Here is a 23,740-nt window from a genome sequence, read left to right on the forward strand (position 1 = left end):
CTCGGACGGGTTGTCAGCTGCCCCAGCGGGCCTTCTCCAGGACGCGGACCGCGCGGGCGACGGCCTCGGGGTCGGCGGAGCCGTCGCGGAGCAGGGTGAGGGACTCGTCGACGGCCTCGGTGAGTGAGGACCATTGGGCCTCGCGTTCGCGGACCGTCTCGGCCTGGAGCTGGAGCTGGCGGTTCTTGGACCAGAGGTCGACGAAGACGGAGACCTTGGCGCGCAGGACCCAGGGGTCGAGCGGCTTGGTCAGGTAGTCGACGGCGCCGACCGAGTAGCCGCGGACCGCGAGGTGGGAGTCGCGGTCGGCGGCGGTCAGGAAGATGATCGGTACGTGCCGGGTGCGCTCGCGGCGCTTGATGTGACCGGCCGTCTCGAACCCGTCCATGTCGGGCATCTGGGCGTCGAGCAGGATGACCGCGAAGTCGTCCATCATCAGTTGCTTCAGGGCGGCCTCGCCGCTCTCCACGGCCACCGGGTGCACCGCGATGCCCTGGAGGATCGCCTCCAGGGCCAGCAGGTTCTCCCGGCGGTCGTCGACCAGCAGGGCCTTCGCCACGTCCGTCATCAGTTGATCTCCCGACCGCTGCCGTTGACCCAGGCCGCCATCAGCGAGATCAGCTCGTCCAGGTCGACCGGCTTGGTGATGTAGTCGCTGGCCCCGGCCGCGAGTGCGGACTCGCGGTCGCCGGGCATCGCCTTCGCCGTGAGGAACACGACGGGCAGCTCCGCGAAGCGATGGTTGCGGCGGATGCTGCGGGTGGTCTCGTACCCGTCCTGGTCCGGCATCATCGCGTCCATCAGGACGATGTCGACCTCCGGGTGCTCGGCCAGCAGACGGACGCCGTCGGCGCCGTTGTCCGAGTAGAGCACGGTCATGCCGTGCAGCTCCAGCGCGCTGGTCAACGCGAACACGTTCCGCACGTCGTCATCGATGATCAGCACGGTGGCGCCGTCCAGCTGGCGGCTGCCGGGGGCGCTGCGCTCCTCCTCGATCGGCGTGGTCAGCATCGGCATCGCGATCGACGGCACCGGGCCGGACGGAACCGTCTGGATCGGGGCCGGCTGCGACGCGGGCACCGGAACCACCGCGTCCGGGACCAGCACGTCCGGCACGTAGAGCGTGAACGTGGAGCCGTGGCCGGGCGCGGACGAGACCGTGATCAGGCCGCCGAGCAGGTTCGCGAAGCCGCGGCTGATCGACAGGCCGAGGCCGGTGCCGCCGTACTTGCGGCTGGTCGTGCCGTCCGCCTGCTGGAACGCCTCGAAGATCAGCGACAGTTTGTCGTCGGAGATGCCGATGCCGGTGTCGGTGACCGTGAACGCGATCACCCGGTCCGCGGACATCAGCGACGGCACCTCGAAGCGCAGCTCGGACGGCGCGTAGCCGATGCTCAGGCTGACCGCGCCGGCGTCGGTGAACTTGACCGCGTTCGAGATCAGGTTGCGGAGGATCTGCTGGAGCCGCTGCGCGTCCGTGACGATCGACTGCGGCAGGTCGTCCGCGAGCGTCACCGAGAAGTCCAGGCCCTTCTCCTCGGCCTGCGGCTTGAACGCCTGCTCGACGTAGCCGCACACCTCGTCCAGCGCCAGCTCGCTCGGCTCCACGTCCATCCGGCCCGCCTCGATCTTGGAGACGTCCAGGATGTCGTCGATCAGGCTGAGCAGGTCCGAGCCCGCGCTGTGGATCGTCCGGGCGAACTCGATCTGCTTCGCGGTCAGGTTCTCCTCCGAGTTGTCCGCGAGCAGCCGGGCCAGGAGCAACAGCGAGTTCAGCGGGGTACGCAGCTCGTGGCTCATGTTCGCCAGGAACTCCGACTTGTACGCGGACGCCCGGGACAGCTGCTGCGCCTTCTCCTCCAGGCCGATCCGGGCCATCTCGATCTCGCGGTTCTTCGTCTCGATGTTGCCCTTCTGCTCGGACAGCAGTTTCGCCTTGTCCTCCAGCTCCGCGTTCGTCCGCTGCAGCTCGGCCGACTGCTCCTGCATCTCGTGCGCCAGCCGCTGCGACTGGGCGAGCAGCTGCTCGGTGCGCCGGTTGGCCTGGATCGTGTTCAGCGCGATGCCGATCGTGCCGACCAGGCGGCGCAGGAACGACAGGTGCAGGTCGGAGAACGGGCTGACCGCGGCGAACTCGATCACGCCGAGCAGCTCACCCTCGAAGATCACCGGGACGATCACCAGGTCGGCCGGGGGCGTCTGGGCGATGCCGGAGCGGATCACCAGGCGCTGGTCCGCTGCGGCGCCGACCCGGATCATGTCGCGGGAGATCGCGGCCTGCCCGACCAGCCCCTCGCCGGGCGCGAACGTGACCTCGTTGTCCCGGGCCACGTAGCCGTAGGAGGCGATCAGCCGCAGCCGGGTGGCCGCGTCGCTGTGGTTCGCGTCCCCGTGATCGATCATGAAGAACGCGCCGACGTGGCCCTCCACCAGCGGCGTCACCTCATGCATGATCATGCGGCAGACCTCGCTGATGTCCCGCTGGCCCTGCAGCAGGCCACCGATGCGGGCCAGGTTGGAGTCGAGCCAGCCCTGCTCCGCGTTCTTCTTCGTGGTGTCGCGGAGCGTCATCACCATCTGGTTGATGTTGTCCTTCAGCTCCGCGATCTCGCCCATCGCCTCGACCGCGATCCGTTGCGACAGGTCGCCGCGGGTCACGGCCGTGGAGACCTGGGCGATCGCGCGCAGCTGGGTGGTGAGCGCGGAGGCGAGCTGGTTGACGTTCTCGGTCAGGTCGCGCCAGGTGCCGGCCACGCCACGCACCCGGGCCTGGCCGCCGAGCTTGCCCTCGATGCCGACCTCCCGGCCGACCCTGGTGATCTCCTCGGCGAAGCTGCTCAGCTGGTCGACCATCGTGTTGACGGTGGACTTGAGCTCCAGGATCTCGCCCTGCGCGTCGACGGTGATCTTCTGCGACAGGTCACCGCGGGCGACCGCGGTGGTGACGGACGCGATGTTCCGCACCTGGGAGGTGAGGTTGGAGGCCATCGAGTTCACGTTGTCGGTCAGGTCGCGCCAGGTGCCGCTGACGCCCTTCACCTGGGCCTGGCCGCCGAGCTTTCCTTCGGTGCCCACCTCGCGGGCCACCCGGGTGACCTCGTCGGCGAAGCTGCTCAGCTGGTCGACCATCGTGTTGACCGTGGACTTGAGCTCCAGGATCTCGCCCTGCGCGTCGACGGTGATCTTCTGCGACAGGTCACCGCGGGCGACGGCCGTGGAGACCTGGGAGATGTTGCGCACCTGGGACGTCAGGTTGGACGCCATGAAGTTCACGTTGTCGGTCAGGTCGCGCCACGTGCCGGCCACGCCGCGCACCTGCGCCTGACCGCCGAGCTTGCCCTCGGTGCCCACCTCGCGGGCCACCCGGGTGACCTCGTCGGCGAACGAACTCAGCTGGTCCACCATCGTGTTGACCGTGGACTTGAGCTCCAGGATCTCGCCGCGGGCGTCGACGGTGATCTTCTGCGACAGGTCACCCTTCGCGACCGCGGTGGTGACGGACGCGATGTTGCGGACCTGCGCGGTCAGGTTGGAGGCCATCGAGTTCACGTTGTCGGTCAGGTCGCGCCAGGTGCCGCTGACGCCCTTCACCTGGGCCTGACCGCCGAGCTTGCCCTCCGTGCCCACCTCGCGGGCCACCCGGGTGACCTCGTCGGCGAACGAACTCAGCTGGTCCACCATCGTGTTGACGGTGTTCTTCAGCTCCAGGATCTCGCCGCGGGCATCAACGGTGATCTTCTGCGACAGGTCACCCTTCGCCACCGCGGTGGAGACCTGGGAGATGTTGCGCACCTGCGACGTCAGGTTGCCGGCCAGCTGGTTCACGTTCTCCGTGAGGTCGCGCCAGGTGCCGGCCAGACCACGGACCTGGGCCTGACCGCCGAGCTTGCCCTCGATGCCCACCTCACGGGCCACCCGGGTGACCTCGTCGGCGAAGCTGCTCAGCTGGTCCACCATCGTGTTGACCGTGTCCTTCAGCTCCAGGATCTCGCCCTGGGCCTGCACGGTGATCTTCTGACTCAGGTCGCCGTTCGCCACCGCGGTGGAGACCTGGGCGATGTTGCGGACCTGCGCGGTCAGGTTGGAGGCCATCGAGTTCACCGAGTCGGTGAGGTTCTTCCAGGTGCCGGCCACGTTCGGCACCTCGGCCTGGCCGCCGAGTTTGCCCTCCGTGCCCACCTCGCGGGCCACCCTGGTGACCTGCTCGGCGAACAGCCGGAGCGTGTCGGTCACGCCGTTCATCGTGGAGGCCAGTTCCGCGACCTCGCCCTTCGCGGAGACGGTGATCTTCTGGGACAGGTCGCCGCGCGCGATCGCACCGGCCACGTCGGAGATCGACCGCACCTGGTGCGTCAGGTTCGACGCCATCGTGTTCACCGAGTCGGTGAGGTCCTTCCAGGTGCCGGAGACGCCGCGCACGTCGGCCTGGCCGCCCAGCTTGCCCTCGGTGCCCACCTCCCGGGCGACCCGGGTGACCTCGTCGGCGAAGCTGCTCAGCTGGTCCACCATCGTGTTCACGGTGCGGCCGATGCGCAGGAACTCACCGCGCAGCGGCCGGCCGTCCATCTCCAGCGCCATGTGCTGCGACAGGTCGCCCTCGGCCACGGCCACGATCACGCGGGCGATCTCCGTGGTCGGCCGGCCCAGGTCGTCGATCAACGAGTTGATCGCGCGCGCCCACTTGGCCCAGTCACCCTCGTACGCCTCGTCGTCCAGTCGTTCCGCGAGCTGGCCGTCCCGGCCGACGATCCGGCTGATCCGGCGCACGTCCAGGTTCTGCCGCTCCTGCAGCGAGACGACCTCGTTGAACGCGTCCGCCACCTCGGCCGCCGGGCCGCTGCGCCGGGGCAGGCGCACCCTCAGGTCGCCCCGTCGCACGTCCCGGAGCGCGTCCGCCAGCTCGGCCAGGAAGGCCGCCTCCTCGGACGGGTGAGTGACGGTGCTCACAGGTTCGGCCGCGACTGCGGCAGCGCGGGTCTGTTTCGCCGTAGTCATGGAAGGTCCTCGCAACTCGCGGTTCGGGGCTTGTCCGGGCGTCTTACCACGCGGATCGCGGGGTCGACCATGTCATCATTGCGCCTTTCACCCATCAGGTGCGAGCGTCCAGCTTGGTGAGGACCCACCTTTCAGTGGAGGATGCAAGCGTGTCAGCCGAGGCCAGTGTCGGGCCGGACAGCGTCCGGCAGGAGCACGTACGCCGGGTGCGGTTGCCCGCGGACCGCCGGACACCGGCCGCGGCGCGGGCGGTGGTGCGCGCGGTGCTCACCGAGGGCGGCCTGGACGAGCTGCTCAACGAGGCGTTGCTGCTGACCACCGAGCTGTCCACGAACGCGGTCGTGCACGCGCGGACCGAGCTGGAGATAGAGGTCGTCGCGGACGGGCACGGGCTCACCGTGACGGTCACCGACTTCGCGGCCGGGCAACTGGAGACGCTGACCGCGCGTCCGCGTACCGAAGAAACTGATATTTCGGAAGTGTCCGAGCGGGGGCGCGGACTGCTGCTCGTCGATCACTTCTCCAGCCGCTGGGGCACCACCCACCTCCGCCACGGCAAGGGCGTCTGGTTCCGCCTCGACCGCAAGGTCCCGGCCGCTTCCGGCGGCCGGCTGCCGGAGATCGGCGCGCCGGAGAGCACCGGCGCGGCGCCCAGCGCGAAGGCGCTCGCCACGCTGCTGCAGTCGGTGCCGGACCCGTACGGCGACGACGCGCTCGGCGACTTCGCCGCGGACCTGCTCGCCCGGGTCTGCGAGCTGGTCGGCGCGGCCGGCGGCGTGGTCCGCCTGGACCGGGGCGACGGCGGCGGCCAGCAGCAGCTCGCCCGGTACGGCCGGGCACCCCGCGCCGACGTGCCCACCGTGCGCGTGCCGTTGACCGTGCACCGGCCGTACAACGGCGAGCTCGAACTCGACGCCGCGCCCTCCGGCTACGCCGCGCCGCTGGCCACGCTCGTCGCCGAACGGCTCTCGCTGCACCTGGAGAACGACCGGCTGCGCCGCGCCGACCTGCGCCGGCAGACCTGGCTCACGTTCCTCGCCGAGGCCAGTGAGCTGCTCGCCCAGTCGCTCGACGTGGAACTCACCATGGCGCTCATCCCGCAGCTGGTCGTGCCGCGGCTGGGCCAGTGGTGCGCGGTGCACACCACGGACGAGTGGGGCCGGCTGGAGCTGGCCACCGCGATCCACGCGGACGAGTCCGCGCTCCCCCAGCTGCACGCCGCGCTCAAGGAGAGCGGGCCGGACTCCGCGCTGGCCCGGCTGCGCGAGGTCTCCCGCACCGGCGGGCAGGCACCGCTCGGCGCGCCCACGGACGGCATCGCGCTGCCGCTGATCGCGCGCGGCCAGGCGCTCGGCACGCTCGCGGTCGGCCGGCACAACCGTCAGCGGCACGACCCGGACGAGATCGCGGTGCTGGAGGACGTGGCCCGCCGGGCCGGGCTCGCCATCGACAACGCGCGCATCCACGACGAACGCCGCCGGGTCGCGCGGACGCTCCAGCAGTCGCTGCTGCCGCCGGTGCTGCCGGTGGTGCCCGGCATCGGGTTCGCCGCGGAGTACGTGCCGACCGGCTCGGACATCGAGGTCGGCGGCGACTTCTACGACGTGATGCCGCTGCCCGACGGCCGCTGGCTGGTCGTGGTCGGCGACGTCTCCGGCAAGGGCGTCCAGGCCGCGGCCGTGACCGGCCTGGTCCGCGACGTGATCCGGGTGCTGGCCCGGGACGGCAAGCCGTTGCCCGAGGTGCTCGCCCGCCTCAACGACACGCTGGTCGAGCGCGGCGGCGGACGCTACTGCACGCTCGCGCTGGCCGCGGTCGGCCGGTCCGCCGACGGCCTGCTCGACACCACGCTCTACCTGGCCGGCCACGACCGCCCGGTGCTGATCCACGCGGACGGCCGGGCCGTGTTCGTCGGCACCGGCGGCACCGCGCTCGGGCTGATCGACGCGATCGCGTCGCCGGCCACCGAGGTCCGGATCGGCCAGGGGGACGCGCTCGTCTTCTACACCGACGGCGTCACCGAACGCCGTCGCGGCCGGGAGCTCTTCGGCCCGGAACGGCTGCGCGCCGCCGCCGGCCCGCTGGCCGGCTACTCCGCGGACGTGGTGGCGGCCCGCCTGCGTACCACCGCGATCGGCTTCTCGATAGACCCGCCCCGCGACGACATCGCCATCCTGGTGCTGCGCAACGATCCATAGCGGACCGTGGCGGGTGCGGCCCCGGGAACCTGTCGGCCACGCCGTGCGTCACGATCACCGCGGGCTGGCCCGCGGGCCGGTCACGGGCCGCACGGCTTGACGGCCGCGCGGACCGGGGCCGGGGCGGAGAGGACGGTGCAGGTGCCGTCGCGGGCCAGCAGGATGCCGCGGAGGGCGTCGAGGACGGCGGAGACGCGGGCGGGGCTGAGCGTGGCGGGCAGGGCGGCGTGGATGACGCCGACGCCGGCCCGGCCGCGGACCGGGACCGGGGTGCCGACCGCGTCGCGGAGCGCGTAGACGGCGGCGTGCAGGTCGGCCGGGGGCATGTCGATGCGCAGGCCGACCTCGCCGGCGTCGAACGGCGCCCGCCCCCACCAGACCGGTGGCGTGCTCTCCGGGCGGGCGTCGCCGCCGAGCAGGTCGACCAGGACCGCGGCGCGCACACCGACCGGCGCGGGGTCGCCCTCGAGCAGCACGGAGAGCGTGCCGGCCGTCTCGCGGACGGTGCGCTGCCGCGGGATGCCGGCCGGGCGGCCGGCCGGCAGGTCGATCTCGACCGCGTCCGGGTGCACGGCCGAGCTCCGGATGCCGAGGACCAGGTCGCGGGCCTCGGACGGGCTCGCCAGCGTCCGGGAGACCCAGAGACGCGCGCCGGGCCGCGGCAGCACGCGCAGCGTGGCGGACGTGATGATGCCGGGCAGCGGGTCGGCGCAGCCGGCGAGCCGGGCGGGCCGGCGTGGGAAACCGCCGAGCAACCCGGCGGGGATGCCCTCGACCCGGCCGGGGAAGCCGCCGGCGTCGCCGAACGCCCGCACCGCGTCGCCGGTGAGCTCCAGCGGCTCGCCCTCGACGGTGAGGCAGCGCAGTCGCAGGATCTGCTCCCGCGGCGAGCCCCAGCGGTGGCGGAGCGGACCGGTCTCGTCCGTCGCGAGCACGCCGCCGATCGTCGGGCCCGCGGAGGGCGGGTCGATGGCCAGCCGGCGGTTGACGCCGGCCAGCACGGTCTGGACCGCGCGCAGCGGTGTGCCGGCGCCCACCTCGACCAGCAGGTCGGGCTCGGCGTGGCGGCGCAGCCCGGCGAGGCGGCCGGTGTCCAGCATCAGGTCGAGGCCGTGCGGCGGCACGCTCCACTCGATCTTCGAGCCGGCACCGCGCGCGGTGACCCCGAGGCCGTCACGCGCGGCGCGGCGCAGCACCTCGGCGGCGCCCTGGGTGTGCGGTGGCGCGGCGACCCAGCGAGGCTCGATGCCGGCGACGGCGTCGGCGGGCCCGCCCGGCCGGGCGAACTGCGGGCCGCAGATCTCCATGAGGTGACGCAGGATCGCGTCGTCGGCGCTCGATCCCATGATTCTTTTTTCCCCTGTCCGCAACGACCCCCAGTCGGCAACGGCGGCTTATCGTACACACGTTCGAACACGGTTGTGCAAGTCCTGAAGCGACGCTCGGTGCGGCGCCGGTAACGTGGGCAGGCGTGACCACCGAAACGCCTGCCCACGCCCGACCGCCGATCGCGAAGCGGGTGCCGACCGAGCGCACCCACCACGGCGACACGGTCGTGGACCCATACGCCTGGCTGACCGCGAAGGACGATCCGGAGACGATCGCGTACCTCACCGCGGAGAACGAGTACACCGACGCGGTCACCGCGCACCTGGCCGGCCTGCGGGAGAAGATCTTCAACGAGATCAAGGAGCGGACCCAGGAGACCGACCTCTCCGTGCCGTCCCGCAAGGGTGACTACTGGTACTACTCCCGCACGGTCGAGGGCAGCCAGTACGGCATCCACTGCCGGCGCGCGGTCGCGCCCGGCGAGACGGACCCGCCGATCCCGGCCGACGGCGCGCCGCTGGCCGGCGAGGAGGTGCTGCTCGACGGCAACGTGCTGGCCGAGGGGCACGACTTCTTCGCGCTCGGCACGTTCGACGTGAGCCCGGACGGGCGGCGCCTGGCGTACTCGGTGGACTACGCCGGCGACGAACGGTTCACGCTGCACGTCAAGGACCTGACCACCGGCGAGGTGCTGCCCGACGCGGTGCCCGAGGTGTCCTACGGCAGCGCCTGGTCCGCGGACGGTTCCGTGCTGTTCTACCTGACCGTGGACGACGCGTGGCGGCCGTACCGGGTGTGGCGGCACGTGATCGGCACGCCCACGGGCGACGACGCGATCGTGTTCGAGGAGCCGGACGAGCGGTTCTGGGTGGGCGTGGGCCTGACCCGGTCGGAGAAGTTCGTCCTGGTCGAGGCGAGCAGCAAGATCACCAGTGAGGTACGGGCGATCCCGGCGCACGCACCGCTCAGCGAACCGGTCCTGATCGCGCCGCGCCGGCAGGGCGTGGAGTACTCCGTCGAGCACCACGGGCACCGGTTCCTGATCCTGCACAACGACGGCGCGGAGGACTTCGCGCTGGCGTACACGTCGGCGGACAACCCGGGCGACTGGGTGCCGCTGATCCCGCACGAGCCGGGCACCCGGCTGGAGTCGGTCGACGCGTTCACGAACCACCTGGTGGTGTCGCTGCGCAGGAACGGGCTGACCGGCGTGCGCGTGCTGCCGATCGGCAGCACGGACAGCTACGACCTGGAGTTCCCGGAGCCGCTCTACGACGTCGGGCTGTCCGGCAACCCGGAGTACGAGACGAACTCGATCCGGCTGCACTACACCTCGTTCGTCACGCCGGACTCGGTCTACGACTACGACCTGGTGACGCGCGCGCTGACGCTGCGCAAGCGGCGGCCGGTACTGGGCGACTTCGACCCGGACGCGTACGAGCAGCACCGGGACTGGGCACTCGCCGACGACGGCACCCGGGTGCCGATCTCGCTGGTGTTCCGCAAGGGCGTGGCCCGGGACGGTCAGGCCCCGCTGGTGCTCTACGGCTACGGCTCGTACGAGTCCAGCATGGACCCGTACTTCTCGATCGCGCGCCTGTCGCTGCTGGACCGCGGCGTGATCTTCGCGGTCGCGCACGTGCGCGGCGGCGGGGAGATGGGCCGCCGGTGGTACGAGGACGGCAAGCTGCTGGCGAAGAAGAACACGTTCACCGACTTCGTCGCGGCCGCGCGGCACGTGACCAAGGCCGGGTGGACGTCCGCCGACCGGATCGTGGCGCGCGGCGGCTCCGCCGGTGGCCTGCTGATGGGCGCGATCGCGAACCTGGCGCCGGACGCGTTCACCGGCGTGGTGGCCGAGGTGCCGTTCGTGGACGCGCTGAACTCGATCCTCGACCCGTCGCTGCCGCTCACCGTGATCGAGTGGGAGGAGTGGGGCAACCCGCTCGAGTCGGCCGAGGTGTACCAGTACATGAAGTCGTACACGCCGTACGAGAACGTGACGGCGCAGGCGTACCCGCAGATCCTCGCGATGACCGGGATCAACGACACGCGCGTGCTCTACCACGAGCCGGCGAAGTGGATCGCCCGGCTCCGGCACGTGGTGCCGGACGGAACGTTCCTGCTCAAGACGGAGATGGGCGCGGGTCACGGCGGTCCGAGCGGCCGCTACGACGCGTGGAAGGAAGAGGCGTTCGTGCTCGCCTGGATCCTCGACCGGCTGGGCCGCGCGAGCGCCTGACCGCCGTGGGCCGGCCGGGTCACCCGACCCGGCCGGCCCGCGTCACCAGCTGGTGCGCAGTTCCTCGACCGCGGTGCTGCTGCGCAGCAGGAGCAGGCTGATCCCGACCGTGGCCAGCACCGCGAGCAGCGCGCCCCCGATCAGCAGCGCAAGACCCTCCACCGGTACGGGCACGGTCGACACGACCGGCGCGATGTCCACCACCCGCCGGTACGGCGCGCCCGCGACCGGGTCGAAGCAGATCGGCCCGTCGACCGTGCAGATCGTGCCCTGGATGCCGCCGGCCGTGATCCTCGACCCGAGACTGCGCGTGACCAGCCAGCCGCACAGGCCCGCGATCAGCACCGCCGGCACCGCCGGGGTGAGCACCTGCCACACCACCGACCGGGCGATCACGCCGCGCGGCACCCCGGTCGCGACCAGCGACGCGTAGGCGCGGCGGCGGGACACCAGGCCGTCCGCGGCCGCGATCAGCAGCGCCAGGGCGGAGATGGCGACGGCGACCGCGACCGCGAGGTCCACCAGGTTCATCGCGTTGAGGTAGAACCCGTCCCGGTGCGGGCCGGACAGGCTCGGCTCGCCGGTCGCCGCCATCCACCGCCGGTCCGTCGCCCACTCCGCGTCGGCCATCGCCTGGAACCGAGCCCGGAAACCGACCGACACCCCGCCGACCAGCACGCAGGCCAGCAGCGCGGCGAGCACCCGGCTGCCGCTCCACGGGTCGGCCATCAGGCGCGCACCGGCCAGCAACGTGGACGGTGCCCGCCCCCACCGGCGCAGCGCCACGCCGGCCAGGTGCGCGATCGCCCCGGTTCCGGCGATCACGCACACCGCCATGACCAGCGGGACCGCGACGAAGACCAGGTAGGCGAGCCACTCACCGGCGGTCTGGGCGCGATCGGCGACCCACGCGGTGAGCGGCGCGAGGCCGAGGACCAGCGCGACGCCGAGCGCCAGGATCGGCGCGGGCCAGGTGCGCGGCGTCCGGGTCCGGGTCGCCTGCCGGACCACGCCGAACGGGGTCACCCGCACCCGGCGCAGCAGCAGCGCGCCCATCAGCATCGCGGCCACCGGCAGCGCCACGCAGATCGCTACGATCGCCCAGGCCGGCGGCAGCACGTCCGTGGGCAGCCACAGCTCGCCGCGCGCGTTCCGCCGGTCCAGCAGCCGGTGCCCGCCGAGGAAGACGACCAGGCCGGCGAGCGTGCCGATCAGCGTGGCCAGGCCGGCCTCCGTCGTGATCACCGCGAGCGTCTGCCCGGGTGTGGCACCGGCCAGCCGGAGCGCGGCCAGCCGCCGGTCCCGGGCCGGTGCGCCGAGCCGCGCACACTGCGCGGCCAGGGCCAGCACCGGGACGCAGAGCAGCAGCAGCGCGATCGCCACCCCCGGGCGCAGACCCGGTTGCTGCAGCAGGTCCGACCGGTACCGAAGGGACAGGTTCAGGCCGTCCCCGGCATCCGGCGTGCGGATGGTCAGCACGGTCGCGGCGCTGAGCACGGCGATCGAGGCCAGCGCGGCACTGACCGCGGTCAGCGTCACGCGCAGCGTGTCGGTGCGGGTGCCGGCGAGCGCCAGGCGCAGCGCGGTGCCGGGGCTCACCGGGCGGCCGCCATCGCCGCGATGGTGATCTCGCCGTCACGCATGACGATCTCCCGGTCCGCGTAGCCGGCGATCCGCGGCTCGTGCGTGACCAGCACGACCGTGGTGTTCTGCGCACGGGCGAGCCGGACCAGGTGACCCATCACCTGCTCACCGGCGAGCGTGTCCAGCGCGCCGGTCGGCTCGTCCGCGAACAGCACGCGCGGCTCGGTGACCAGCGCGCGGCCGAGCGCGACCCGCTGCTGCTGCCCGCCGGACATCTCGCCCGGGCGCTGGTCGGCCAGGTCGGCCACGCCGAGCCGGTCCAGCCAGGTCAGCGCCGCGGTCCGGGCCGCTCGCCGCGGGGCGCCGGCGAGCAGCAGCGGGAGCGAGACGTTCTCCGCCGCGGTGAGCTCCGCGACGAGCTGGCCGAACTGGAACAGCACGCCGAGCTCGGAGCGGCGCAGCCGGGCCCGCACCGTCTCGCTCATCAGGTCGACACGCTGGTCACGGTAGTGCACCTCGCCGGCGTCCGGCCGGAGGATGCCGGACAGGCAGTGCAGCAGCGTGGACTTGCCGCAGCCGGACGGCCCGGTCACCGCCACGATCTCACCGGCCGTGACGTCGAGCGTCACGCCGCGCAGCGCCGGCGACGCACCGTACGACTTCACCAGCCCCCGCGCGGCCACGATGGTCTCGGTCATGCCTGAACCCCCTGCTGCAGCTCGCCGACGCGGGCGATGGTGGTCTCCATCCAGCGCAGGTCGGCGTCGAGATGTGAGATGGCGAAGTCGGCGGCGATCACGTCGCCGAGGGCCGACTCCGGGTCGAGCTTGGCCGCGGTCAGCTCCCGCAACCGGGCCGCATGTGCCGCACGCTGGGCCGCCAGGTAGTCGCCGGCCCGTCGCGAGTCCGCCGCGAGCAGCGCCACGACCACCTTGGCCAGCAGTTCGCTCGCCACGAACGGCGCCGGCGCCTCGACCGCGGTGAGCCACTCGTCGAGCCGCGCCCGGCCGGCGTCGGTCAGCGCGAAGCTGGTGCGCTCCGGCCCGGCGTCCCGGTCGCGGTCGCCCTCGGTGACCAGGCCGTCCCGCTGGAGCCGCCCGAGCGTCGCGTAGACCTGCCCGAACGCCAGCGGCTTGGCCCGCGGCATGTGCGCGTCGTGGGCCCGCTTGAGCTCGTATCCGTGCTTCGGGCCGGTGGCCAGTAACCCCAGCAGCACGTGACCGGTGGACATGGACGCCACTATTCACTCAGTGAATAGCCGATGTCAACGGTCCCCGGGCGGAAGGTGCCGAACGAAACGGGGCCTCTCAGCGACGGCGCAGCGCGACGACCGCGATGTCGTCGCTCATCTCCGGGCCGGTGAGCTCGGAGAGCAGCCGGTCGCAGAAGTCGTCGAGGTGGTCGTCGACGCCGGAGGACGCGACCGCGGCGAGCGCGCGGAGCCCGTCGTCGATGGTGGCGTCGCGGCGTTCGATCAGGCCGTCGGTGTAGAGCACGAGCGTGGCACCGGGCGGTACGACGAACTCGGTGTCCTCCGGACGGTGGGCGCGCAGGCCGAGCAGCGGACCGCGGTCCTCGATGAACTCCACGCGGCCGTCCGTGATCAGCATCGGCGGCAGGTGGCCCGCGTTGGCCATCCGCACGTGGCCGCTGGCCGGGTCGATCAGCATCACGCAGACCGTGGCGACCTCGCCGGCCAGCAACGTCAGCATCAGGTCGTTGATGCGGACCAACAACGTGCCGGGCGGATGGCCCTCGACCGCGTAGGCGCGCAGCGCGTGCCGCAGCTCCGCCATCACCGTGGCGGCGTGCAGCGAGTGACCGGCCACGTCACCGATCGCGACCAGCAGCCGGCCGTCGATCATCGTCAGCTCGTAGAAGTCGCCGCCGATCTCGGTGTGCGCACTGGCCGGCTCGTAGCGGCGGGCGAGATCCAGCCCGGTCACGTCGGGCAGGCGCCGGGGCAGCAGACTGCGCTGGAGCGTGACCGCGATGCGGTGCTCCTCGTCGTAGGACCGCTGTGCCTCGACCGCGGCCGCGATCGCCTGCGCGAGCTGGCGCAACACGGGCGCGCCGGGGATGTTGGCGGAGGCGGGCACCGCGACCTGGACCGCGGGACGGTCGGGGCGGATGCGGGTGGTGGCGATGCCGACCGGTTCGTCGTCCGGCCAGGCCAGCAGCGACCAGTCGGCGGCCTGGTCGATCCGGAACGAGGTGCCGACCGCGATGTCCTCGCGCGGCTGCCACGGCCGCAGAACCGGTTCCTGCTCCGGGTCCTCGCAGGTGGCGGCCCAGAAGTCGCCGTCGCCGGTCGCGGTGACCACGGCCGCGGGCCCCTGAAAGATCTGGGCGGCGCCCTGGGCCGCGGCCGCGAGCAGACGCGGGAAGTCGGCCGCCGAGTTGATCGCCAGCGTGGTCTCCGCCAGCAGCGCCATCCGCTGCGCGAGCAACTCCGCCTGCTTGCGCGCCCGGTAGTAGCGCAGCACCGCCTGCGTGGTGGCGACCAGCTCCTCCGGCTCGATCGGCTCCACCAGGTACGCGTCCGCGCCCCGGTTCAGCCCGTGCGCGCGATCCTGCACGTCGACCGCGTGCGCGGAGACGTGCACGACCGGCAGCGCGGCGTGCTTCGGGTTGCCCTTGATCTTTTCGCAGACATCGAAGCCGGACATGTCAGGCAGGCGCACGTCCAGCACGACCAGGTCGACCGGCTTGACCTCGACCAGCTCCAGCGCCTCCCGGCCGGTCTCCGCCTCCACGACGGCGTAACCCGCCCGGCTGAGCCAGCTGACCAGCAGGTAGCGCTTGGTCGGATTGTCATCGACGACCAGCACGGTCGCCGGGTCGACGTGCACCCGTCTCACCCCTCGTCACGCTGGGCCGGTGCCGGGGGCATCGGCCGGCGCGGCAGCACGACGGTGAACACGCTGCCCTTCCCGGGCTCGCTGGACAGGCGCAACGAGCCACCGAGCAGCGTGACCAACCGCTGCGCGTAGGGCAGGCCGAGACCGGTCCCGGTGCGGCCGACGGAGCTGCCGGGCACCTGGTAGAACTCCTCGAAGATGCGCTCGTGCAGCTCCGGCGGGATGCCGATGCCGGTGTCGGCGACCTCGATCTCCCAGCCGTCCTGCCCGGTCGCGGCGCGCAGCGACATCGACACCGTGCCCCGCTCGGTGAACTTGATCGCGTTGGTCAGCAGATTGCGCAGCACCTGGGCGAGCAGCGCCTCGTCCGTGGTCAGGGTGGACCCGGTCGGCGGGTCCTCCACCACCAGCCCCACGCCGGGCCGGGTGATGATGGCGCGGGCGGTGCCGCGCAGCTGGCCGAACAGCGCGCGCAGGTCCACGTCGGTCCAGACCGGCTCCAGCCGGCCGGCCTCCGCCTTGGCCAGGTCGAGCAGGTCGTTGACCAGCGTGAGCAGGTCGGTCGCGGAACCGCGGATCAGGTCGACGTGCCGGGTCTGCTCGTCGGTGAGCGGGTCGGAGCCGGAGTCGGCGAGCAGCCGGGTCAGGCCGATGACCGCGGTGACCGGCGCGCGCAGCTCGTGGCTGACGTTCGCCAGGAACCGGCTCTTCGCCTCGCTGGCCGCCTTGAGCTGAGCGGACTTCTCGTCCAGCTCGTTGTAGAGCGCGACCACGCCGCGGTTGGTCTCCTCAAGCTCCTGGGACAGCTCGTTGTAGAGCGCCATCACGCCCTGGTTCGTCTCGGCCAGCTCGTCGCGCTGGGCCCGGACCTCCTCCAGCGCGGACATCAGCTCGCGGTTCTGCACGGCGAGCTCGTCCAGTGGCGTACCCGGCTCGTTGGCGGCCACCTCCCGGCGCAGGTTCGCGATGTGTTCCTCGGTCAACGGCACGGCACCGATCGGAAGCCGGCTGACCAGCCGTACGCGCGTGGCGTGCTCGTCACCGTCGACCTCCAAACTGTGGACCAGCCGGCCCGCGGGCCCGCCCTTCAACATCGCAGCCGCCCCCGGACCGGCGACAATCTCTACCACCAGCCTAGGAGGTGTGGCCGTCAGCGCAACAAATGCCACGTCGGCGTCGCCGGGAACCGGCAGCAGCAGGCGGGCGACGTCGCTGAGCGCGGTCGCGAGCCGGATCTGATCCTGGTGCTCGAGCCCGACCGCGGCTGCCACCTCGCGACCGCGCTGCCGGATCACGAAGATGTCGTGCTCACGACGCAGCGCCATCCTCAGCAGCACGAATTCGCTCATGACGGCAGTCTCGCAGCCAGCACGCACGCGTCGTCACGCCGCACGCCGGCGTCGCGCAGCACGGTGGCCGCTATCAGCACCGGCGCGGCCGTGTTCAGCCCCGGATAGTCGGCGGGCTGCCAGCGGTCCACCACGCCGTCCGAGTGCATCACCACGGCGGCGGACGGGCCGATCGGGTACTCGTACTCCCGGACCTGGCGGCGCTGGTGACCGGCGATGCCGGGCAACGAGATCATGCCGCGGCGGCTGATCCCGTCCACGATCGTGCCCGCGATGTTCCCCAGCCCGGCGTAGCGCACCAGGCCGGCGGCCGCGTCCAGCTCCGCGACCGCGACCGCCGCACCGCGGGTGTGCGCGATCGCGCGGTGCACGGTCTCGACCAGCGCCGCCGGCGGTACGGCCGGCGCGGCCCGGAACGCGTTGACCGCGGCCTGACTGGCGGTGGCGGCCAGCGGGCCGTGCCCGAGACCGTCGCTGACCAGCACCTGGTGCCGGCCGTCGGCGACCCGGATGGCGTAGCCGTCGCCACTGACCGCCTCGCCGGTGATCGGGCGGCTGGCCCCGGCCGCCCAGGCCGGCTCCGGCACGTCACCCGGCCACACCTGCACGGCCACCGTCGTGCCGCGGCCCGGCACCGAGTGCATGTCGTACCAGCCGGCCTGCCGGACGATGGCGCCGAGCCCGATGCCGAGCGTGCCGGCGGTGGAGTGCCCGTCCCGGATGAAGCGGGACAGGTCCGCCATGCCGGGGCCGGAGTCGACGGCGACCAGCTCGACGCCGGCCGTGTCCGCGTTGCGCACCGGACGCAGCAGCAGCGTGCCGTCGACCGCATGCTTGAGCAGGTTGCTGGTCAGCTCCGCGGTCACGATCGACAGGTCGGAGGCGGCCCTCTCGGGCAGTGCGAGCATCTCGGCCAGCCGGTCGGCGGCACGGCGCACCGTCGACGCCACGCTGGAGTTGTCGATGCGGAACCAGGTGCCCTCGTCGGACATGTGCGCCCCTCTAACGTTCAGTGCCCGAGGGGTCGCCTCAGCGCGCCCACTTGGTCACCGTGATGCGGGTGCCTTCGCCGACCGCTGTCTCGATGTCGAACTCGTCCACCAGCCGCCGCGACCCGCTCAGCCCGAGCCCCAGGCCGCCGCCGGTGGTGTAGCCGTCGGTGAGCGCGAGGTCGAGGTCGGCGATGCCGGGACCCTGGTCACTGAAGACTATTCGTACACCGCGCCGTCGCCCGTTGTCGACGACGGTCACCTCGACCGTGCCGCCACCGCCGTAGACGAGCGTGTTGCGGGCCAGCTCGCTGGCGGCCGTGACCAGCTTGGTCTGGTCCACCAGGGAGAGCTTGACCTTGACCGCCACGGTACGGGTGAGCTGCCGGACGCGGACCACGTCCTCGTCGCTGGAGATCACGAGCGTGCCGCCGGCATCCGCGGCGCCGGCGAAGCCCATGGTCACGACGTCACCGCCGTCCCATCCTCCGCGGGCTGCTCGTCGTCGTCCTCGCCGTCGAGAAGGTCCTCTTCCTCGCGCGCCCGGGCGAGCAGCTCCATGCCGCGCTCCACGTTCAGAGCGGTGCGGATGCCGTTCAGCGACAGGCCCAGCTCGACCAGCGTGATCGCCACGGCCGGGCGCATGCCGACCACCACGGTCTCGGCGTCCAGCACCTTCGAGATCGCGGCGATCGTGGAGAGCATCCGGCCGACGAACGAATCGACGATGTCCAGCGCGGTGATGTCGATGATCACGCCGTGCACGCCGGTCTGAACGATCCGCTCGGAGAGGTCCTCCTGCAGCTGCAGCGCGATCTGGTCCTCCATGTCGACCTGGATCGACACCAGGAGGAAGTCCCCGATCTTGAGGACCGGTACGCGCTCCATCAGTGCTCCCGCCGGGCCGAGCCGCGGCGGGTCACGTCGGCGCCGGTGCGGCGCAGCGCGTGCCGGAGCGCGTCGGCCAGCGTGGCCTTCGTCGCGATGTCACCGAACTCGATGCCGAGCGCCACGATCGTCTGCGCGATCTGCGGCCGGATGCCGGAGATGATGCACTCCGCACCCATCAGCCGCGCCGCGACCACGGTCTTCAGCACGTGCTGGGCGACCTGGGTGTCGACCGCCGGGACGCCGGTGATGTCGATGATCGCGTACGGCGAGCCGGTGTCGACCAGCGTCTGCAGCAGGCGCTCCATCACCACCTGGGCGCGGGCCGAGTCGAGCGTGCCGACCAGCGGGACCGCGACCACGCCGTCCCACAGCTTGACCACCGGCGTGGCCAGCTCCAGCAGCTGCTCCGCCTGGTCCGCGATGACCTCCTCGCGGGCCTGCGCGTACGTCGCGAACGTGAACAGGCCCAGCTCGTCGACGAGCCCGGAGAACGCAATGAAGTCGCTCATCGACTCCGCGGTGTCGTACGCGTTCGTGGCGACCGAGAACGCCTCCTTGACCGCGAAGATGCTGACCGCGGTCTCGGTGGAGGTGAAGCCCTGCAACGCCCGGGAACGGGACATCTCCGCCAGCAGCGCGCGCACCTCGGCGCCGTCGTTGCCCTCCAGCCGCGTGCCACCGCCGGCCAGCAGGTCGCGCAGTGATCTGAACAACTCACGGATCTGCCGGTCGAGCTCGCCCTGGCTGAGGCGCCCGCGCAGGGTGACCCCGACCTCACGGACCCACAACTGGGAGATCTGGTCCTCGTGCTCGTCGAGCCGGGCGGTGAGCCGGCTCGCCGCCTCCGCGCTGAGCGCCACGTTCGCCTCCTGATCAGCTCCGTGGGCATGCCGTCCGGAGACTCGGTACCTGGGGATCACTCAGTTGACCGACCGGTGGGACACTATCACCGGAGCGAAGACGGTTAGTTGCTCGACGCCAAGTATCTGGCATCCGCCTCACACTGCAAGCATGCCGCCGGTGGAGTAGCGTTTCGTCCATAACAGGAGGTCGGCTAAATGTCCTTGACGGTCAAGACCGAACAGCGCGATGACGTCGTCGTCGTGTCGGTCGCAGGTGAGCTCGACATGGCCACCGCCCCGCAGCTGCAGGATCAGATCACCGACCTGTTGGAGAAGGGCCGCACCCGGCTCGTCTTCGACCTGGCGGAGGTGTCGTTCTGCGACTCGACCGGCCTGTCCGTCTTCGTCCGCGCCAAGAACAGCACGGATGACAGCGGCGGCCTGGTCCGGCTCGCGGCGCCGCAGCGTGGCGTCCTGCGCATCCTCGAGGTGAGCGGCCTGGTCGAGGTGCTCCAGACGTACCCGACCGTGGACGAGGCCGTGGACGGCGCGCCGGCCTCGGCCTGACGCGCCGCCGGGACGTTCCGCTACCGCTCGGTGATCGTGGCGGCGGTCACCGAGTTGTCGTCGCCCGCGGTCCCCTCGACGGTGACGGTGTCACCCTCGGCCAGGTCGCTGAGGGTGCCGTCGGCCGACGTGCGCACCGCGGTGCCGTCCGAGGTCCGCACCGTGACGGTCCGGCCGTCGGCTGTGACGATGTACACGGTGGTGCCGTTCACCAGCTTCACGGTGCCCTCCGTGGTATCGCCGCCGCTCTCGGCCGCCGGATCCGAGCCCTGCTCGGCTGCTTGATCCGAGCCCTGCTCGGTCTCCTGCGCACCGCCGCCCGAGCGCCCCTGGAAACCGGCCGCGCCACCGGGGAACGTCGCCCCGCCGCCCGGCACCGTGGCCGGGCCCCAGCGCTGCTGGATCTCGACGCCCGCCATGACGCCGCCGCCCAGCAGCAGCACGGCCGTCAGGACCGGCGTCCACCGGTTCCACCACTGTCTCGGCGCGACCGCGGCCAGCTCCGCCGCCAGCCCGGCGTCGGCCGGCTCCGGGCTCGCCGGCACGGCCGTGTCCGTACCCCGGTGCTTCGATCGTCTGAAAGCCATCGTGACCTGCGTTCCTATTCGTAGCGGAGTGCGTCGATCGGGCGGAGGCGCGCGGCCCGGCTCGCCGGGTAGCCGCCGAAGAACAGGCCGATCGCCACGGAGACGCCGAGCGCGAGGAAGACCGAGCTCGGCACGATGACCGGCTGGACACCGGCGATCTCGAACCGGCTGCCGAGCACCGCGATCAGCACGCCCAGGCCGCCGCCGGTCAGGCTCAGGATCGTGGCCTCGGCGAGGAACTGGGTCAGGATCACCCGGCGGGGCGCGCCGAGCGCCTTGCGGATGCCGATCTCCCGGGTCCGTTCGGTGACCGTGACCAGCATGATGTTCGTGATGCCGATGCCGCCGACCAGCAGCGAGATGCCGGCCACCGCGCCGAGCAGCACGGTGAACGTGTCCGCGGTCTCGGTCTGCGTCTCCAGCAGCTGCGACGCGTTCTGGATCCGGTACGGCGCGGTGTCCCCGTCCGCGACCTTCAGCCGCTGGTCGAGGATCGTGGCGATCTCGTTCTGCGCCGCGGTGACCCGGTCGGCGGAGACCGCCTCCACCACGATCGAGCTGAGCGAGCCGTACCCGGCGAGCGTCTGCTGCACCGCGGTGAGCGGCGCGATCGCGAGATCGTTCGCGTCCTGCACGCCGGACGAGGGCTTCTCGGCCAGCACGCCGACCACGGTGAACAGCGCGCCGCCGACCGTGACCTGCTCGCCCACCGGGTCGACGCCCGCGAACAGCTCCTCCGCCACGGTCTGCCCGATCACGGTCACCCGCCGGCCCTGCGACACGTCCGCGTCGGTGAACGCGGCACCCCGGTCGATCTCGTAGGACTGCGCGGCCAGGTAACCGCTGCCGGTGCCGATGAACTGACTGATCTCGTGGTCGGTGCCGTCGTAGGTGAGCGTGCCGGACGCGCTGACCACCGGCGAGACCGACCGTACGTCCGGCGCCAGCGTCCCGTCCCGCAACGCCTCCGCGATCTCTGGGGTCAGCGCCGTGTTCGTGGCGCCGCCGCGGTTCGTGCTCAGCACCGTGATCGTGTTCGTGCCCAGCGCGGAGATCTGGCTGGTGATCGCGGCCGCGGAGCCGTTGCCGACCGCGACCAGCAGGATGACGGCCGCGACGCCGATCAGGATGCCGAGCGTGGTGAGCGCGGAACGCAGCTTGTTCGCGGTCACGCCCCGGACGGCGAACGTCAGGATCTCCCAGGTGCTCACCGGCGGTTCCTCTCGTCGGACCGGACCTGGCCGTCGAGGAGCCGGATCAGCCGCCCGGCCCGCGCGCCCACCTCGGCCTCGTGCGTGATCAGCACGATCGTCCGGCCCCGCGCGTGCAGGTCGTCGAAGATGCTCAGCACGTCCGCGGTGGAACGGCTGTCCAGGTTTCCGGTGGGCTCGTCCGCCAGCAGCAGCGCCGGCTCGGTGACCAGCGCGCGGGCCACCGCCACGCGCTGCTGCTGGCCGCCGGAGAGCTGGTTCGGCTCGTGACCGGCCCGGGCGGCGAGGCCGACCAGGTCCAGCGCGGCCAGGGCACGCCGGCGGCGCACGGCCGGCCGCACACCCGCGTAGGCGAGCGGCAGCTCCACGTTCGCCAGCGCGGTGGTGCGCGGGATCAGGTTGAACGACTGGAAGACGAAGCCGATCAGCCGGTTCCGGACCACCGCGAGCTGCCGGTCGGAGAGCCCGCTGACGTCCACGCCGTCCAGCAGGTAGCGGCCGGTGGACGGGACGTCGAGACAGCCGAGGATGTTCATCAGCGTGGACTTGCCGGACCCGGACGAGCCCATGATCGCCACGTAGTCGCCGCGCTCCACGGTGAGGCTCACGCCGGCGAGCGCGTGCACGGTGGCCTCGCCCGTGCCGTACACCTTGCGCAGCTGCCGCACGTCGAGGACCGGTGTCGGGGGCTTCTCCGGTGCGCCGGCCCGGCGGTGGGTCGCCGCGGTCGTCACCGGCCGCCACCGGCCGGTGCGCCGCCGCGGGTGCCGCCGCCGGTGAAGCCGCCCTGCTGACCGCCGCCGGGCAGACCGGCCCCGCCGCCGGGGAAACCGCCGCCCTGCTCGCCCGAGCCGCCGCTCTCCTCGATCGTGTAGACCACCTGGTCGCCCACGGCGAGGCCGGAGGTGACCTCGGTCGTCGTGTCGCCCTCCAGGCCGACCTCCACGGTGGTGACGACCTGGCGGCCGTCGACCACGGTGGTGACCGTGTGGCCGCGGCCGCCGGACGTGATCGCGGCCGAATTGACCATCACGACGTTCTCCGCGGTGCCGGTGGTGACCGAGACCGAGACGGTCTGGCCGGACTTCGCGCCGTCCGGGACCTCGGCCAGCGTGAGCGTGGCGCCGTAGGTGACGGACTCGCCCTCGCCGGACGCGCCGGGGTCGATCGAGGCGACGGTCGCGGCCGCGGTGACGCCGGTCAGCGCGTTCCAGGTGACGGTCGCGGCCTGCCCCACCTCCAGCTCGGTGGCGTCCGCCTCCGCGAACGAGGCCGTGATCTCCAGCGTGTCCAGGTCGGCGATCTCGACGAACGCGGTGCCGGTGCCGCTCTCGCCGGTCTGCCCACCACCGCTGGAACCACCGGACCCGCTGGAGCCACCGGACCCGCTGGAGCCGGTGGTGGCGCCGCCGCTCGATGCGGACCCGCTCGCCGTACCCCCGACGCTGCCGTTGATCGTGATGACGGTGCCGTCCATGGTCGCGGTCAGCGTGGCGCCCTCGACCGCGTCCTCCGCCGCCTCGACCGCGAGCTCGGCCTGCGTCACCTGCGCCGTCGCGGACGAGGTGTCGCTGCCGGCCTCCTCGGCGCGGGCCAGCGCGTCCTGCGCGGCCGTGAGGTCGGCCCGCGCCGCCGTCAGGTTCCGGTTCGCCGCGGTCGGGTCGATCCTCGCGAGCACCTGCCCCTTCTTCACCACGTCACCGACCCGGACGGTGATCTCGGTGACCGTGCCGGACGTGCCGAAACTCGCGCTGGCCGTGTTAGCACTGGTCACCGAGCCGTCCGCGCCGACCGTGGACGTCACCGTGCCCTGCTGCACGGTCAGCGTCCGCGTCGTGCTCGTGGTCGCGCTCGCCTCACCGCGCGCGGGCTGGGCGAAGGACAGGTAGGCCCACACACCGACACCGGCGATCGCCAGCCCGAGGCCGGTGTTGACGATCCAGGAGGGGCGGCGAGCGAAGAGGGGTCGTCGCACAGACATGCGCGTAGCGTCGCCGCCCCCTCTCGACACCACCCCAGGACAGCCTCGGAACGCACTGGGAAGCATCCGATAGCAAGACCTCAATACTTGCCGGTGGGGTGTGGCAAACTCGAT

General features: G+C 72.2%; 19 protein-coding genes. 3 read left to right on the top strand and 16 right to left on the bottom strand.

The features are described 5' to 3' along the window. Positions 1 to 13 precede the first annotated feature (13 nt). Entirely contained in the window at positions 14 to 568 is a 555-nt protein-coding gene (locus J2S44_RS17160; RefSeq protein ID WP_310414698.1) for a response regulator, read from the bottom strand. Further along, positions 568 to 4,995 carry a HAMP domain-containing protein gene (locus J2S44_RS17165; RefSeq protein ID WP_310414701.1) on the bottom strand — a complete coding sequence of 1,476 codons (4,428 nt, stop codon included), beginning with the start codon at positions 4,993 to 4,995 and terminating at the stop codon, positions 568 to 570. Before J2S44_RS17165 ends, J2S44_RS17160 begins: the two co-directional genes overlap by 1 nt. A gap of 149 nt (positions 4,996 to 5,144) precedes the next feature. Between J2S44_RS17165 and J2S44_RS17170 the strand changes: the two genes are divergently transcribed. Then, a complete protein-coding gene (locus tag J2S44_RS17170) occupies positions 5,145 to 7,193 on the top strand; it encodes a SpoIIE family protein phosphatase (RefSeq protein WP_310414704.1) in 2,049 nt (682 codons plus the stop codon). 80 nt (positions 7,194 to 7,273) lie between these two features. Here the strand turns inward: J2S44_RS17170 and J2S44_RS17175 are convergent, their stop codons facing one another. Then, positions 7,274 to 8,539, bottom strand: coding sequence for an FAD-binding oxidoreductase (locus J2S44_RS17175; RefSeq protein ID WP_310414706.1), 1,266 nt, complete (start codon positions 8,537 to 8,539; stop codon positions 7,274 to 7,276). 125 nt (positions 8,540 to 8,664) lie between these two features. Between J2S44_RS17175 and J2S44_RS17180 the strand changes: the two genes are divergently transcribed. Further along, positions 8,665 to 10,764 (top strand): S9 family peptidase, encoded by a 2,100-nt coding sequence (locus J2S44_RS17180; RefSeq protein ID WP_310414710.1) that lies wholly within the window; start codon positions 8,665 to 8,667, stop codon positions 10,762 to 10,764. A 42-nt stretch (positions 10,765 to 10,806) separates the two neighbouring features. Here the strand turns inward: J2S44_RS17180 and J2S44_RS17185 are convergent, their stop codons facing one another. From J2S44_RS17185 to J2S44_RS17225, 9 genes are all read right to left on the bottom strand, one after another. Next, positions 10,807 to 12,363: an FtsX-like permease family protein gene (locus tag J2S44_RS17185; RefSeq protein WP_310414712.1), complete on the bottom strand. Its 1,557-nt coding sequence runs from the start codon at positions 12,361 to 12,363 to the stop codon at positions 10,807 to 10,809. Beyond that, positions 12,360 to 13,046 carry an ABC transporter ATP-binding protein gene (locus J2S44_RS17190; protein ID WP_310414715.1) on the bottom strand — a complete coding sequence of 229 codons (687 nt, stop codon included), beginning with the start codon at positions 13,044 to 13,046 and terminating at the stop codon, positions 12,360 to 12,362. Before J2S44_RS17190 ends, J2S44_RS17185 begins: the two co-directional genes overlap by 4 nt. Next, the gene (locus J2S44_RS17195; RefSeq protein WP_310414718.1) at positions 13,043 to 13,579 is read right to left on the bottom strand and encodes a PadR family transcriptional regulator; all 537 of its coding nucleotides are present in this window, start codon (positions 13,577 to 13,579) and stop codon (positions 13,043 to 13,045) included. The genes J2S44_RS17190 and J2S44_RS17195 overlap by 4 nt, the downstream gene beginning before the upstream one ends. Positions 13,580 to 13,655: 76 nt before the next feature. Then, positions 13,656 to 15,200: a SpoIIE family protein phosphatase gene (locus J2S44_RS17200; RefSeq protein ID WP_310429740.1), complete on the bottom strand. Its 1,545-nt coding sequence runs from the start codon at positions 15,198 to 15,200 to the stop codon at positions 13,656 to 13,658. A 5-nt stretch (positions 15,201 to 15,205) separates the two neighbouring features. Continuing rightward, positions 15,206 to 16,558 carry a sensor histidine kinase gene (locus tag J2S44_RS17205; RefSeq protein WP_310414722.1) on the bottom strand — a complete coding sequence of 451 codons (1,353 nt, stop codon included), beginning with the start codon at positions 16,556 to 16,558 and terminating at the stop codon, positions 15,206 to 15,208. Then, positions 16,555 to 17,550 carry a SpoIIE family protein phosphatase gene (locus J2S44_RS17210; protein ID WP_310414725.1) on the bottom strand — a complete coding sequence of 332 codons (996 nt, stop codon included), beginning with the start codon at positions 17,548 to 17,550 and terminating at the stop codon, positions 16,555 to 16,557. The genes J2S44_RS17205 and J2S44_RS17210 overlap by 4 nt, the downstream gene beginning before the upstream one ends. Positions 17,551 to 17,587: 37 nt before the next feature. Further along, positions 17,588 to 18,007, bottom strand: coding sequence for an anti-sigma regulatory factor (locus J2S44_RS17215; RefSeq protein ID WP_310429742.1), 420 nt, complete (start codon positions 18,005 to 18,007; stop codon positions 17,588 to 17,590). Positions 18,008 to 18,009: 2 nt separating this feature from the next. Beyond that, on the bottom strand, positions 18,010 to 18,435 hold the full coding sequence (locus tag J2S44_RS17220; RefSeq protein WP_310414727.1) for an STAS domain-containing protein: 426 nt from the start codon (positions 18,433 to 18,435) through the stop codon (positions 18,010 to 18,012). Beyond that, positions 18,435 to 19,298 (bottom strand): STAS domain-containing protein, encoded by an 864-nt coding sequence (locus tag J2S44_RS17225; RefSeq protein WP_310414730.1) that lies wholly within the window; start codon positions 19,296 to 19,298, stop codon positions 18,435 to 18,437. The genes J2S44_RS17220 and J2S44_RS17225 overlap by 1 nt, the downstream gene beginning before the upstream one ends. Positions 19,299 to 19,496: 198 nt before the next feature. Here J2S44_RS17225 and J2S44_RS17230 point away from each other — a divergent pair, with 198 nt between their 5' ends. Further along, positions 19,497 to 19,847 carry an STAS domain-containing protein gene (locus J2S44_RS17230; RefSeq protein WP_033339298.1) on the top strand — a complete coding sequence of 117 codons (351 nt, stop codon included), beginning with the start codon at positions 19,497 to 19,499 and terminating at the stop codon, positions 19,845 to 19,847. Positions 19,848 to 19,867: 20 nt separating this feature from the next. Here the strand turns inward: J2S44_RS17230 and J2S44_RS17235 are convergent, their stop codons facing one another. From J2S44_RS17235 to J2S44_RS17250, 4 genes are read right to left on the bottom strand one after another with little or no spacing between them, the layout of a single operon-like run. Next, on the bottom strand, positions 19,868 to 20,434 hold the full coding sequence (locus J2S44_RS17235; protein WP_310414732.1) for a single stranded DNA-binding domain-containing protein: 567 nt from the start codon (positions 20,432 to 20,434) through the stop codon (positions 19,868 to 19,870). Positions 20,435 to 20,448: 14 nt separating this feature from the next. After that, entirely contained in the window at positions 20,449 to 21,645 is a 1,197-nt protein-coding gene (locus tag J2S44_RS17240; protein ID WP_310414735.1) for an ABC transporter permease, read from the bottom strand. After that, positions 21,642 to 22,379 (bottom strand): ABC transporter ATP-binding protein, encoded by a 738-nt coding sequence (locus J2S44_RS17245; RefSeq protein ID WP_310414738.1) that lies wholly within the window; start codon positions 22,377 to 22,379, stop codon positions 21,642 to 21,644. The genes J2S44_RS17240 and J2S44_RS17245 overlap by 4 nt, the downstream gene beginning before the upstream one ends. Further along, entirely contained in the window at positions 22,376 to 23,626 is a 1,251-nt protein-coding gene (locus J2S44_RS17250) for an efflux RND transporter periplasmic adaptor subunit (protein WP_310414741.1), read from the bottom strand. The genes J2S44_RS17245 and J2S44_RS17250 overlap by 4 nt, the downstream gene beginning before the upstream one ends. Between the last annotated feature and the right edge of the window lie 114 nt (positions 23,627 to 23,740).

The organism is Catenuloplanes niger, assembly GCF_031458255.1.
Lineage (GTDB): Bacteria > Actinomycetota > Actinomycetes > Mycobacteriales > Micromonosporaceae > Catenuloplanes > Catenuloplanes niger.